The sequence below is a fragment of the Amorphoplanes friuliensis DSM 7358 genome (assembly GCF_000494755.1).
Lineage (GTDB): Bacteria > Actinomycetota > Actinomycetes > Mycobacteriales > Micromonosporaceae > Actinoplanes > Actinoplanes friuliensis.
Genome location: NC_022657.1, coordinates 5,038,758 through 5,051,767 on the forward strand (window position 1 = coordinate 5,038,758; position 13,010 = coordinate 5,051,767).

Consider the following 13,010-nt stretch of genomic DNA (forward strand, 5'->3'; position numbering starts at 1 on the left):
AATCGACGTTCGCCACTAGCCTGAGTCGATGCCGGAGGACGAGGGCGTGGACGAGGAGGTTGTCCCGCGGGACAGCTTTCTGAGACGGCTGGAGCAGCGTCACGGGTTGTCCGCCCTGGTCGCGCTGGCCACTTTTGCCGCGCTGCTGGTCGGCGTGCTGGCCGCGGTGCCGGACTGGCGCGACATGCTGACCGGCGACGACACTCCGGCCGCTCCGGCGCCGGTCCGCACCATTTCGGCGGTGCCTGTGCCGAGTGCCTCGCTCGGGCCCGGGTTGGAGGCCATCGACCTGGTCGTCCGGGATCCCGCCCCGGACGGAGATCCGGCCGATGTGGACACGACGTTCTCGCCGCCCGCCGTGGAGATCACGGTGCACAACCGGAACGCCCGGCGGACGGTCGTCACCCGCGTTGTCGTGACGGTCGAGGACTCGGCGGTCATGAAGCAGTGCGCTTCACAAGGCGGCCCCGTGGGCGTGTCCGCGACCTACGACGTCACCCTGCCGCTGCGACCGGCCACCGGCACCGAGGTGCGCGTGCCGGTCAGTCAGCAGCAGGGCAGCGACGAGGCCGACCGCTTCGCCCTGCGACTGGGCACGCCGGCCCGCGAGTCGCCGACCATGCTGCACCTCTACCGGCTGCGGTTCGAGCTGGAAGCCGACGGCGACACCACCAGGCTCCCCGCCGGCACGGCCGTGGTGGCCGTGCCGATGGCCCCGAGCGACGGTGACGGCTACTTCTGGAGCGAGATGTACGACAGCGGTGAGATCAACGTGGACGACGTCCCCGACCGCGACCGCATTCTCGCGTGCATGAAGGACAACAGCGCGACCCTGGTACGCCTCTTGGCCGACGGCGCCGAGCTGTCGCCCGACTTCACGGCGATCAAGCCGGTCCTGCGGCTCTGACGGGGGTGCGCTGCCAGCCTTCCGGGGTTCGTTCGATGGCGCCGGCGGCGGCGAAGGCTTCGAGCCAGCCTTCCATGGGCCAGGAGCCCCAGCGGTCGGCGAAGAGCTTGCCGTTGCGCAGGATGTCGTCGAGGTGCTGCCAGGGCGGGGCCGAGGTCGGGTGGTACTGGTGGTAGGCGTGCGCGCCGCCGACCCAGACCAGGGGGACGCCGCGGGCGCGGGCGGTGAAGCCGAAGTCGGTGTCCTCGCCGCCGTAGCCCTCGTAGGCCTCGTCGAAGCCGCCGACCGTACGCCAGGTCTGTGCTGTCACGGCGAAGGAGAGTGACCAGAACAGGCGGTGGTCGTCCGGGCCGGCGACGACGTTCTGATGGTCGGGCGGGGCCGGGCGGGCCGGGTGCGGTGCGGTCAGGGCCGGGAGCGCGTCGGCGTTCTCCGGGCGGATGCCCTCCGGCAGGTAGGTGACCGGGCCGCACAGCACGGCACCCGGGTGGGCGTCCGCCGCGGCGCGGTAGCGACTGAGCAGGTCCGGACCGGGCAGGCAGTCGGCGTCGAGGAAGACGAGCAGGTCTTCACCCGCGGCCAGCGCCCGTTCGGCACCCCGGTCGCGGCCGGCGGCGAGGCGCAGGCCCAGCTGGCCTGGCGGTACGTGGACCATGTCGGCCCCGGGGAATTCGGACAGTGGTGGCGCGTCGGCGTCGAGCCAGACGATGATGCGGCGTACGGGCGCGGACGCGAGCAGGCGCTGCTGGCGGCGTACGTGATCGAGGCGGGACGCTGAGCAGAGGGTGATGACGGCGGTCACGCGCCCACCTCCGCGATCACGTCGGCGGCCCGGCGCGCGGCGCCGGCGACACCCCACAGTGACCAGTCGGGTTGCAGGGAGCGGGCGCGGTCGAGCACGGCCGGCCAGGCGTCGTCGGCGGGCCAGGCGGGCTCGACGACGGCCAGGGAGCGGTCGAGCAGGATGCGGCCCGTCGCCGCCTGCTCGTCGAACGGCCGCGGCTGCGGGACGACTACCGCCCGCGCGCCGGCCGCGGCGAGGTCAGCGATGCTGTTCTGCCCCGCGGCCGCGACGACCACCTCGGCTCGTTGCAACGCCAGCCAGGGGTCGTCGATCCACGTCGGACCTCCGGCGACCTGCCAGCGGGTGCCCGGGCTGGCGGCGGCGGCACGGGCGACGCGTTCGGTGAGGTCCCCCTCGACGATGCCGCCGCCGAGCACGAGGACCGTGCCGGGGTCGGGTTCGGCGTCGCGGACCCGCCCGTCGAAACGGGAGATGCCGCCGACCTCGACGAAGCCTTGGGACCGGTGCGCTCCCCCGGGCCACGGCGCCAGCACCCGCGTCGCCGAGGCGTACGCGAGCCGGTGCGGGTCGTCGCTGCGATCACCCGGCTGGGTGACCACGACGGTGGCGACGCCGAGGAGCCGGACGAGCAGCGCCACCTCGACCGACACGTCGATGACAAAGCGGTCGAAGCGCCGGGTCGCGATCGCGTCCGTTATGACGGCGAGGCGCCGCGCGTGGCCGGCGTGGCCCAGGGGTGCCCAGTGCAGCAGGCCACCGGCGGTCGGGTCCGAGTCGGCCGGGTCAGGAGCGCCCGCGGGCCGGTCGTCGTCGCGGCCGAGGTGCACCCAGCTCGTCTGCGGGGGCAGCGAGGACGGTTCCGGCAGCGAGCTGAAGACCACCACCTCCCCCGCGAGGTGCGGCCGCACCGCGCGGAAGCGTGTCAGGTGTCCGGCACCGTGGTGGTGGACGTACCAGCCGGTCATACCCATGCGTCGGCTCCCGGTCGTGCGGTCGTGGCGGACAGGTCAAAGGTGGTGGCGGACAGGTCGAAGACGGTTTCCAGCTCCGCGGCCCGGCGGTCCAGCGAGAAGCGGGCGACGGCTGCCGCCCGCGCCTGCCGGCGGCGTTGCCGGTGCCGCCCGCGGTCGCTCGCGAGCTGTTCGGCCGCCTCCGCGAGGGCCTCGACGTCACCCATCGGGACGAGCCGGACCGCTGACGCCGTACCGGCGACCTCGCCGATGCCGCCGGTGTCGAACGCGGCAACCGGTGTTCCCGTCGCCATCGCCTCGGCGACGACCAGTCCGAACGGCTCCTCCCACAGCGGGGTGATGAGCGCACACGCGCTGCCGCCGACGAGCCGTGCGAGTTCCGGCTGCCCGAGCGGTCCGAGGTAGTCGGCGCCGTCACCGAGGAACGGGCGGATGTGCTGCTGGAAGTACGGGATGTCGCCGACGCGCCCGGCGATGCGCAGGACCCGGCCGGTGAGCCGCGCGGCCTGCACGGCCAGGTGCAGGCCCTTCTCCGGCACGATGCGCCCGAACCAGACGAGGTCGCGGCCGCCGGGGCCGAGCAGCCAGCGGTTGCCGTCGATCGCGTTCGGCATCACCAGCGCACCGACACCGTGCTCGCGCCACTCGGCGGCCGTGTAGGCGCTGACGGCGAGGAAGCGACCGGGGTCGGCTGCCGCTCGTGCCGCCTCGACGAGCCGGGGCAGCGGCGGGGTGTGCAGCGTCGTCACGACCGGCACCCCGAGCCTCTCGGCCCAGGTCAGGGGCTGCGGGTGCAGGCTGTGGTTGTCGACGACGTCGATCGTGTCCGCGTTGCGGCGGATGTAGTCGAGCGCGTCCTCCAGGGCCGGGACGGCGCGTTCGAGGTGCCCCGGCGGGAACGTCGAGTCGGTCGCCTCGGTCTCGTCGGGCCACACCACGGCCGGCAGCCGGAACTCCGGCGGTGCGTCCTCCTGGAACTGCGAACCCTCGACGGCACAGAGCAGTACGCGGTGACCACGGTCGCGGAGCACGCGTACGCGGTCCCAGACGGTGGCCTCGAGACCACCGGCGTGGGGTTCGCGGATGGGATGGCGCAGTGGTGCGATGACGACGATCGTGCGGGGGCGGGCGTTCACGCGGCCTGCTCGACGGGCGTACGGACACAGTCGTAGAGGCGGGTGTGCGCGGCGGCGATGGCGGCGGCCCCGGCGATCCGCTCGCGGCGGCGCTCGGCCAGGCGGGCTGCTCGTCCGGGCGTACCGGGGCGGGGTGCTCCGAGGAGGCGCTGGACCGCCCGGGCCAGAGCGTCGCCGTCGCCGGCGTCGAAGACGGCGAAATCTTCAGGATGTTGCTCGCTCGCGTGGCCGACACGCGGGCCGGCGACGGGGACGCCGAGGTCCCAGCACAGCTCGACCCAGCCGGAGTGTGTCCCGCTGCGGTACGGCAGCACGGCCACGTCGAGGTCGGCGATGGACCGGGCGAGGGCGGCGTCGCCGAGCCGTTCGGTCCGGCGCAGCTCAGCCGCCGGATGCGCGCTGACCAGCGCGGCGACCTGGTCCCGGGCGGCCTCGTCGCGGACGCGCTCGTTCACCTGGACGCGGCCGACCGCCGGGACACCCTGGGCACGCAGGCGGTCGACGGCGTCCAGCAGGGTCGCGACGGCTCGCACGGCGTCGATGCTGGGCCGGATGTCCCGGAGGTGGATGCCCAGGACAAAGGCGTCCGAGGGCCGGCCGGCGGGGAGTTCGGCGTCGAACGCCAGCACGTGCGGGTGCGGGACGACCTCGGCGACACGGCCCCAGCGGCGCCAGATCGTGGCGGCGGCCCCCTCGGTCAGCGTCACCACCTGGTCGGCCGCCGGGACGAGCACGTCGAGGTGCTCCAGGTGCGGCGCCTGGTCGGTCAGCTGCGGGTTCTCGAGATCGTGGAGTGTGTAGACCAGCGGCCGGCCCGTGGCGCGCAGGGCACGCACGAACGACCGCAGGTGGGCCGTCGAGTACGACTCGGTCCCGAAGTGCACGTGCATGACGTCGAAGCGGTCGTGCTGTGCTCGTACCCACGCGGCGTCGCACATGACCGGCGGCCACCAGCGACCGTCCGAGGCGCCGGGCGGCGGCGGATCGGCCAGCAGCTCGGCGCCGGAACCGGCCAGGGTGTGCCGCACGTACGGGTGGGCGGACGGGATCGAGGCCACTCGGGGTGCGGGTACGGCGAGCGTCATCGATGCCTCTTCACAATGTCGGTGGATCGGTACGAATACCTGCGCGGACCACGGGTACGCGCCGGAGGGAGAGTGCCCACTTCCGGCCAAGATTCACAGAGAGTTTGCCGACACAAACACTTCGTCGGGGGTGGTGTAGCGGGACCGGCGAGGGGGCATTCCGCCGGGATCATGATCGAGACGGCGGGGCCCGACCCGCGGACCAGGCACTTCGGTGTGTTCTACGGCCTGGACGAACCGACCGGCGACGGGGACGTCGCGCTGGTGGTCGGCAACTGCCAGGCGGAGTCGCTGCGGATCATGCTTGACGGCGCCGGGCTGCGGACCGTCCGGATGCCGGCCGTGCACGAACTGGTCACCGGTGACCTTCCGCACCTCGACCGCTGGCTGGCCCGGACGACACTGCTGATCTCTCAGCCGATCCGCGACGACTACCACGGCCTCCCCCTCGGTACGGCCCAGCTCGCGGGTCGCATCGCCACCGGTGGCCGGACGGTACGGGTGCCGGTGATCCGGTTCGCCGGGCTGTACCCGACACACGCGATCGTGCGTCCCCCGTCCGATCCGGGCCTCGCGCCGCCGATCGTCGGCTACCACGATCTCCGCGTGCTGGCCGAGGCCGCGGGGCTCACCACCCGCACCGAACTCGACCCGACGACGGTTCGGGCGATCGCCGACCATTCCCTGACCCAACTCCGCACACGAGAGGCAGCCCACGGCACCGTGGTCATCTCGGACCTTTTTACGGCACCGGCGTTCACGCTGATGCGCACGCTGAACCATCCCGGCAACCTCGTCTTCTCGGCACTGGCCGCCCGCGTCCGCGCGGCGCTCGGCCTGCCGGAACACCCGGTCGATCCGGGCCGGCCGCTCCTCGACTCCGTCCACGCGCCCCGCGAGGCAGCGGTCCTCGAGACGTGGGGGCTCGACGGGGACGAACGGCCGTACTGGGTTGTCGACGGCAAGATCATCGAGACCGGCGCCGTCCGTGAGGCTCACCTCGCCTGGTACTCCCGCCACCCGGACGCGGTCCAGGCCGGCCTGCTGCGGCACGCGGATGCTTTCCGGATCCTGGGTCTCGCATGAGCGGGCTGCCCGCTCTCGCCGTCACGGCCACCGAGCGTCACGGAGTGACCGTCGCGGCCCGTGACCTGGCCACGGCCGTCGAGGCGACAACCGGTCTCCGGCTGCGGATGGCCGCGGACGACCTGTTCGGCGATCGGCCACCGGCACGGGCCCACCTGCACTTCACCGACCGGCTCTGGGCCGGGTCGCCCGAGGAGGCGGCCGCGACGGTCGAACGGATCGCGGCGCGGACCGCGTTGACCGTCACGCTGCATGACGTACCGCAGGCCTCCGACGGCCCGCGGAACCTGCCGCGCCGGACCGACTGTTACGCGCGGATCGCCCGGGTCGCGCGGGGCGTTGTCGTCAACAGCCGGCACGAGGCCGCGCACCTGGCGGAAGCGGGTATCGCGCCGCACGCACTCGGTGTCGTACCGCTACCCGTCACGCCCGCGCCGCCGGGACCGCGGCCGAGCGCAGGCACTCCCGACGTCGCCGTGCTGGGGTTCTTCTATCCGGGCAAGGGCCACGCCGAGGTCGTGGAAGCAGTTGCCACCCTCTCCGACCGCCCGTGCGTGACCGTGCTCGGCGGCGCGTCCGCAGGTCACGAGGCCGACCTGTCGAGCCTCACCGAACAGGCGTCGGCCCAGGGAGTCGAGGTGAACGTGACCGGTTACGTCCCCGACGACGAGCTCATCGCGCGCTGCAGGTCGGTGGCGGTGCCCGTCGTGGCGCACCGGCACTTCTCGGCCTCCGGTTCGCTGGCCACCTGGATCGCGGCGGGTCGCCGGCCGCTCGTCGCCGACGGGCGTTACGCCCGGGAGATGGCGGCGCTGCGCCCCGAGACCGTGCACCTGGTCGCCCCCGGACAGGTCGCGCCGGCGATCGCCGACGCCCTCGCCGACCCGGCGTCGACCTGGCTGGCGGCGGACGCGGTCACGCGTCCACACCTCGACGACACCGCCGCCTCCTACCTCCGCTGGTGGACCGAGGACGTCGCATGGTGACCGTCCCCGGCAACCGGTGGGACCTCCTCGACGGGCTCGAACCCACCGAGCCACCCACCGTCTCGGTCATCGTCGTGCATTACCGGCAGCAGGCGGAGCTCGACCGTACGCTCGCAGCGCTGCGCCGCCAGACGCATCCCGCCGGCCGGACGCAGGTGATCGTCGTCGACGACGGATCCCCCGAACCGCCCCGCGTGCCGGACGGGGTCCAGCTCCTGCGCCAGGCCGACGACGGGTTCCGGGCTGCGGCGGCCCGCAACCTCGGCGCGTCGGCCGCGACCGGCGAGGTGCTCTGCTTCCTCGACGCCGACACCTCGCCCGAGCCCGAGTACCTCACCCGCATGGCCCGGCTTCCGGCGCTCGCGCCCGAGGCCGTCGTCGTGGGCCGGCGGCGGCACGCGGCGCTCGCCGGGCTGCCCGCCGACACCCCTGTCGAACACGCCGGGCCGGCCGCTGAGCTGCCCGAACCACAGTGGCTGATCGACGCGTACCGGCAGACCCGCAACCTGCTCGACGCCGACGACCGGGCCTACCGGTACGTGATCGGCGCCGCGTTCGCCTGCTCCCGCTGGTTCTTCGAGCGCACCGGCGGATTCGACGAACAGTTCCGCGCGTACGGGGGTGAGGACTGGGAGTGGACGTACCGGGCCTGGCTCGGCGGCGCGATCCTCGCCCACGTCCGTGACGCGGTGGCCTGGCACGACGGGCCGGACTGGGCCGGTCGCGGCACCGACGACCCGGAGCGCCGGGCGCGCAAGGACGGCGAGACGCTGCTCCTCGCCGACCACATCCCGGTCGCCGGATCCCGCGGGCACGGCCTGCGCAGCGCAAGCCCCGACGTCGTGATCAGGCTCGCCGCGGCACTGTCACCGGCGGCGGCGTTCGTCTGCGTGGATTCGCTGCTCGCCGCCCTGCCCGAGGCAGTGGTGCAGGTTCCCGGCGACTTCAAGGGCGTTTTCAGCGCGGATCAGCGGGTCACGACCGCGTCGTCGCTGCTCGACCCGCGTACCCGCGTGGTGATCGACGTGCCGGCGGCCGTCCGCGCCGACCGGGCCGCCGACCTGCTCCGGGACGCGGTGTCGACGGTCGGCGCCGGTGCTGTCGGGACCGTGCTGCTCGGACCGGCCGAGGCGCCCCTGCTGCGCGTCGACTCCGCTCGCGCCGCCGCCCGTCGCGCGGCCTGGGGCAAGGACGTCTTCGAGACCACCGTCCTCCCGGACGCCGACCTTACGGTCCTCGGTGCCGACCCGGGCCTGGCCGGCTATCTCGGAGGCTGGGCCTGAGGCTGGTACCGTCGGTCACGTGGATCTTGAGCTTGAGGGACGGGTCGTCGTGGTCGTGGGCGGCACGGGGCTGATCGGCCGGGCCGTCGTCGAACGGCTCCGCGAGGAAGGTGCCACCACCCTCGCCGCCTCACGGCACGCCGAGGACGGCATCGTCCTCGACGCCCAGGATCCGGACTCGGTGCAGGCGGCCTTCGACGGTGTGCTGGAGCAGCACGGCAGGCTCGACGCCGTGGTCATCGCGGCGGCACCCAGCGCCCAGACCCTGGACGCGTCCCGCAACGCCGACCCGGAACAGGTTCTCGGCGCGATCGACGCGAAGGCGATGTCCTTCCTGCGCCTGGCCAACGCGGCACTGCCGATCATGAGCCGTGCCGGGTACGGCCGGATCGTCGGCGTGAGCGGCCAGAACGCCTTCCTCACGGGCAACGTGACGGGCTCGGTCCGCAACGCCGCCCTGATCATCACCGCCAAGAATCTCGCCGACTCGGTCGCCGGGACCGGCATCACCGTCAACACGGTCAACCCCGGGATCGTCTCCGAGACCCCGGCGGCCGCTGTCGAGCCCGGCCGCGGCGGCGAGTCGAGCCCCCGGCAGATCGCCGACCTCATCACCTTCCTGGTCTCACCCCTGGCCGGCGCCATCTCCGGCGAATCGATCGCGGTCGGTCACCGCGTCCGCGGCGTGACGTCGCTGTAGATCGGCGCGATTCCGACACGGCCCCTCAATACGGAAGCCCGCCCGGCGCTCACGATCATGGATGTGCAACCCTCGATGGGCCGCCTGGCCACCACGGCCGCGGGATCCGACGGACGGAAGGAACTCCCTATGGCAGTCTCCGCAAACCTCGACAAGGTCCTCGACAAGGCGTACGAGTCCAGCACCCCCTCGGAGCTCGTCAACGCACCGGTCGCCGCACTGGCCGGTGTCAGCGACAGCGACGCCGAGCTGCTGCAGAAGGCCTTCAACATCAAGACCATCGGCGACCTGGCCGGTAACAAGTACTTCCGCACCGCCAGCGCCATCGCGGACCTCGCCGCGATCTCCGCCTGACACACCGCGGCATCCACAGCGCCTGTCCTCCGGGGCGGGCGCTGTCGTGTTCCCGGGTTCAGCCGGGCACCCAGTCACGGACGACAACCACCACACCCGCCGCCGCGATCACCGCGGCCGCCGCGATCAGCACCACGCTGACCCGCTCGAGGCGTACCTTGTCGTGCTCGTAGGGACCGTCGGCCGCAGCGAGAAAAACTCCGATCACCGCCGCGAGGAGAAGGATCGGTAGGGCAATCATGACCGTCGTTTCCGTACGAGGGAGGGGCATCGATCGTGGCGCCGCCCGGCCAGCAGAACGCCACACCCCGCCTCCCTCCACGTGAACCTTTCGGTAACGGATGCCTCACCACCCGAGAGCTGCCGGGCGGCGAGCTGCCGCTTGTCCGATGTGGCGCTCGTCAGCTGCACTAGAGTCTCTGGTCCACCCTCGGACCAGACGACCACACGAGTTCGGAGCCTCTGTGACACTGCTCGAATGGGGTGCTTTTGCCTTCGGCGCCGTGATCGGCTGGAACACCTACTTCGTCAACCGGCACCGCGACGTGGTGAAGATCGCCGACCTGCTGTCGATCATCGGCGCTCTCGGCGGCGCCGCGGTCCTGTCGCTGTTCCCGGAGCAGACGGTGATGTTCGCTCTGTACGGGATCGGTCTGGCGGCCGGGTTCTTCGGCTACTTCCTGCTTCTGGTGATTTTCATTCTGATCAACCGCTCGAAGGGCTGGTCCATGGCCTACTTCCTCGACGGGCGCCGGCCCGCGCTGGGCACGGACGAGAAGACCGACGGAAGCTTCCCGATGGTCAGTGGTGACAGCGGCAGCCAGGGCCTCTAGTGCTGGACCTGCTGGACAAACTTCTGACCTTCTTTCCCGTCGTGGCCATGGCGGCGCTGGGAGCAGTCACAGCTGTCAAAGGCTGGTTGTCACACCGGCAGCATTCACCGGGTGTCAGCGTCGAGATCGGGGCCGAACTCCCCGTCGAGTTCGAAGGTCCCACCTCGGCCGAGAGGCGGGATGCGCTCGTCGAAGCGATCCTGGAGGCTCTCGGGCGAACTGACGACGAGGAGCCCGGTCGTATTGTCAGCACCGGCCTCGCCCGGCCCGAACTCCCGTTGCAGCCCTCGAGCCGGGATCGCTGCCTGGAGCCCGGCCGCGCCTACCTCTTCTGGTTCGCGATCGAGGCCACGCCCGTCGAGGGTGCCCTCGACGATGTCCCGCGGGCGCTGCGGCTCCCCGACGAAGCCGTGGCCGGCGATGCGATCACCGTCGCCCTGTTCGACTATCCCGGAGAGCTGATCCTCACTCCGGGGACAAACGTCGGCACGCTGACTCTCGGGAGCGACGGGCGGATCACCCCGGGCCGCCCGCCCACCGTCGGCCTCGCCGCGCCCGATCGTCTGTTGTTCCCGATCCGGACCCCGGAGGAGCCCGGAATCCACCGCCTGCGGTGCAACGTGTACTGCCGCGGCACTCTTCTCCAGTCACGCGTCCTGTCGGTGACGGTCGAAGCGGGCGCTGCCGAACGAGAGGACGCCCTGCAGGTCGTCGTCGACTACGCGGTCGACACCGATTTCGAGCCGGCGGCGCTCGCTCAGATCCAGCCCCTCCAGCTGTCGGTCTTCGCGAACAACAACGGTCGTGGCACCCACAGCTTCCGATTCTTCGGCGGTGAAGCGCTGACGGCGACCGTGTCCGTCAGCGAACACCAGATCCAGGACCACATCGACCGCGCGCGCCGAACACTCACCACGGTCGCCTGGGGTGCGCCGGAGTATCGGGACGGCGCCGGGTTCAAGTACGGCCGGCCGCGGACGGCACGGTCGTTCAGCGACGATCTGATCCAGCTGGCGATCTCCGGGCACCGGCTGTGGGCGCACGTGGCCGGTCGCGTGGCCGACGGCGCAGCCCCGGCGCTGCCCGACGTGTCGCGCTCACGGATCAAGGAACTGCAGGACCTGATGCGCCGACCGGGGATGGTGGAATTCGCCAACAAGGTGGACGCGTCGTTCACCGTTCCGGCCGGGCTCTTCTACGACTACGACCTGGACACGACGGTGCCCGTACGGGAATGGCGTGTCTGTCCTGAGGCCCTCGACGCCATCCGGACTGGTGCGGATCTGTCCCGGCAGCCCTGTTTCCTCGGTGCCGTGGAGCACGCCGAGACCGTGGTGTGCCCGAGCGGATTCTGGGGTTTCCGGCACGGGGTCACCCTTCCGCAGGCGTCCGCGTTCAGCGTCGGCGACGCAGCCGGGGTCGCACCGTCGGCCGACGTCGAAGCCACTCACTTCATCGACGCCGAGGAACGGCCACGGATGATTCTCGGTGTCGCCGACGACTTCACCGACCTGGGCGGCCACGTCGCCTGGGTGGAGGCGCTCGGGGGCGCCGGCTTCGTGCACCGCTGCACCACCGCGGGCCGGTTGCTGGAGGCGATGCGCGACACTGCTCTCGAACCCCATCTCGTCTACCTTTTCTGCCACGGTTCGGAGACGAACGGCATCCCGGCCCTCGTTGTCGGACCGCGCAAATCCCTCGGGATCCAGTACGAGCAGATCGCCACCGGCAACGTCTACTGGCGCCGGAGCCGTCCACTGGTGGTGCTGAACGGCTGCGGCACCACCGCCGTGCAGCCCCGGCACGCGATGAACTTCGTCGACGCCTTCATCCGTACGGCGAAGGCCTCCGGTGTCGTCGGCACCGAGATCACCACGGATGCGCGGCTCGGTGCGCGGTTCGGACAGCAGTTCCTGGACGCGTTCGTGACCGGGAGGCGCACCATCGCCGAATCCCTGCTCAGCGCGCGGCTCTCGCTGCTCGCGGAGGGTGATCCGCTCGGCCTGGCCTTCGTCGCGTACGCCGCACCGCAGCTGAGGCTCCGTGCCCGCGCCGATCCGTGCACCTGTGGTTCCGGACGAGCGTACGGCGACTGCCATGCACCGGTGCCCGCGGCTTCCGGACGCGGGTGAGCGGAAACGGTGTCGCATCCAGAGATTGACATCGATGCGTCCGCAGGCCAACCTTTAACAAGGTTTACTGAGCCGAGGCGGGGAGTCCGGAGTGTCCAGACTGACGGTGGCAGTACGGTTTTCCCTGGTGGCGTCGGCCGCGTGCCTGGTCCTGACGCCGGCCGCCGCGGTGGCGACCCCGGCCCGGCCCGCTGCGAGGCCGGCCGAGTGCGCGACGCCGTCGATCGATCGGCTGCAGCAGTGGCTCGCCAGCGGTGAGGGGACCACCGTGCCGGCGACGGGCAGTCTGCTCCTGCCCAACCGTCACGGTGACCGCTACACCGCGAAGGTCGACTTCGTCAACGCCGAGTGGCACGTGGTGGTCGTGTGGCTCGCGAACGAGTTCGAGGCGCAGGTCGACCTGGCGGACTCGAAGGGCTTCTGGCTCACCTACAGCGCGACCGAGGACCTGTACGTGCAGCTGCGTCCGGCTTCGCACTGGAGCGGCGGCGCCCAGTGGGCCACCGCCGTGCCGTCGACGCAGGGACGGACGGTGACCCGGTTCTTCAGCTTCCGGCCGCAGGCGTGGGGGGCGGTCCCCGAACTGGGCGCACCCGCGCACTCGTTCGCGTCGGCGCTCAGCGAGGCGCGTGGCCTGGTCTTCGTGGGCAAGACCGCGAACGAGCTCAGTTTCCGGGGCCTGCGTATCCACCGGTACACCCCGCCCTGCCTGTAGCCGGGCCGGTGAGGAGT

General features: G+C 71.9%; 14 protein-coding genes. 9 read left to right on the plus strand and 5 right to left on the minus strand.

The window, feature by feature from the left end; genetic code table 11:
* Nucleotides 1-28: 28 nt before the first annotated feature.
* Nucleotides 29-907 (plus strand): hypothetical protein, encoded by an 879-nt coding sequence (locus AFR_RS23460; protein ID WP_041841072.1) that lies wholly within the window; start codon nucleotides 29-31, stop codon nucleotides 905-907.
* Here the strand turns inward: AFR_RS23460 and AFR_RS23465 are convergent.
* From AFR_RS23465 to AFR_RS48465, 4 genes are read right to left on the minus strand one after another with little or no spacing between them, the layout of a single operon-like run.
* The gene (locus AFR_RS23465; RefSeq protein WP_023363480.1) at nucleotides 885-1,709 is read right to left on the minus strand and encodes a glycosyltransferase family 2 protein; all 825 of its coding nucleotides are present in this window, start codon (nucleotides 1,707-1,709) and stop codon (nucleotides 885-887) included. The two genes, AFR_RS23460 and AFR_RS23465, sit on opposite strands and share 23 nt — an antisense overlap.
* On the minus strand, nucleotides 1,706-2,683 hold the full coding sequence (locus AFR_RS23470) for a glycosyltransferase (protein WP_052359441.1): 978 nt from the start codon (nucleotides 2,681-2,683) through the stop codon (nucleotides 1,706-1,708). The genes AFR_RS23465 and AFR_RS23470 overlap by 4 nt, the downstream gene beginning before the upstream one ends.
* Nucleotides 2,674-3,819 (minus strand): glycosyltransferase, encoded by a 1,146-nt coding sequence (locus AFR_RS23475; RefSeq protein ID WP_023363484.1) that lies wholly within the window; start codon nucleotides 3,817-3,819, stop codon nucleotides 2,674-2,676. The genes AFR_RS23470 and AFR_RS23475 overlap by 10 nt, the downstream gene beginning before the upstream one ends.
* Nucleotides 3,816-4,904 carry a glycosyltransferase family protein gene (locus AFR_RS48465; RefSeq protein ID WP_023363486.1) on the minus strand — a complete coding sequence of 363 codons (1,089 nt, stop codon included), beginning with the start codon at nucleotides 4,902-4,904 and terminating at the stop codon, nucleotides 3,816-3,818. Before AFR_RS48465 ends, AFR_RS23475 begins: the two co-directional genes overlap by 4 nt.
* A gap of 171 nt (nucleotides 4,905-5,075) precedes the next feature.
* Here AFR_RS48465 and AFR_RS23485 point away from each other — a divergent pair, with 171 nt between their 5' ends.
* From AFR_RS23485 to AFR_RS23505, 5 genes are all read left to right on the plus strand, one after another.
* The gene (locus tag AFR_RS23485; RefSeq protein ID WP_023363489.1) at nucleotides 5,076-5,990 is read left to right on the plus strand and encodes a WcbI family polysaccharide biosynthesis putative acetyltransferase; all 915 of its coding nucleotides are present in this window, start codon (nucleotides 5,076-5,078) and stop codon (nucleotides 5,988-5,990) included.
* Nucleotides 5,987-6,976: a glycosyltransferase family protein gene (locus AFR_RS23490; protein WP_023363491.1), complete on the plus strand. Its 990-nt coding sequence runs from the start codon at nucleotides 5,987-5,989 to the stop codon at nucleotides 6,974-6,976. The genes AFR_RS23485 and AFR_RS23490 overlap by 4 nt, the downstream gene beginning before the upstream one ends.
* The gene (locus tag AFR_RS23495) at nucleotides 6,970-8,259 is read left to right on the plus strand and encodes a glycosyltransferase family 2 protein (RefSeq protein ID WP_023363495.1); all 1,290 of its coding nucleotides are present in this window, start codon (nucleotides 6,970-6,972) and stop codon (nucleotides 8,257-8,259) included. The genes AFR_RS23490 and AFR_RS23495 overlap by 7 nt, the downstream gene beginning before the upstream one ends.
* 19 nt (nucleotides 8,260-8,278) lie before the next feature.
* Nucleotides 8,279-8,959 carry an SDR family oxidoreductase gene (locus AFR_RS23500; RefSeq protein WP_041841073.1) on the plus strand — a complete coding sequence of 227 codons (681 nt, stop codon included), beginning with the start codon at nucleotides 8,279-8,281 and terminating at the stop codon, nucleotides 8,957-8,959.
* A gap of 129 nt (nucleotides 8,960-9,088) precedes the next feature.
* Nucleotides 9,089-9,313, plus strand: a complete 225-nt coding sequence (locus AFR_RS23505; RefSeq protein WP_023363499.1) for a hypothetical protein — start codon at nucleotides 9,089-9,091, stop codon at nucleotides 9,311-9,313.
* A gap of 58 nt (nucleotides 9,314-9,371) precedes the next feature.
* Here the strand turns inward: AFR_RS23505 and AFR_RS23510 are convergent, their stop codons facing one another.
* Nucleotides 9,372-9,554 (minus strand): hypothetical protein, encoded by a 183-nt coding sequence (locus tag AFR_RS23510; protein WP_023363501.1) that lies wholly within the window; start codon nucleotides 9,552-9,554, stop codon nucleotides 9,372-9,374.
* A gap of 223 nt (nucleotides 9,555-9,777) precedes the next feature.
* Here AFR_RS23510 and AFR_RS23515 point away from each other — a divergent pair, with 223 nt between their 5' ends.
* From AFR_RS23515 to AFR_RS23525, 3 genes are all read left to right on the plus strand, one after another.
* Nucleotides 9,778-10,146: a hypothetical protein gene (locus tag AFR_RS23515; RefSeq protein ID WP_023363503.1), complete on the plus strand. Its 369-nt coding sequence runs from the start codon at nucleotides 9,778-9,780 to the stop codon at nucleotides 10,144-10,146.
* Nucleotides 10,146-12,278: an SEC-C domain-containing protein gene (locus AFR_RS23520; protein WP_023363504.1), complete on the plus strand. Its 2,133-nt coding sequence runs from the start codon at nucleotides 10,146-10,148 to the stop codon at nucleotides 12,276-12,278. Before AFR_RS23515 ends, AFR_RS23520 begins: the two co-directional genes overlap by 1 nt.
* A 127-nt stretch (nucleotides 12,279-12,405) precedes the next feature.
* Entirely contained in the window at nucleotides 12,406-12,993 is a 588-nt protein-coding gene (locus AFR_RS23525) for a hypothetical protein (RefSeq protein WP_023363506.1), read from the plus strand.
* The last annotated feature ends 17 nt before the right edge of the window (nucleotides 12,994-13,010 follow it).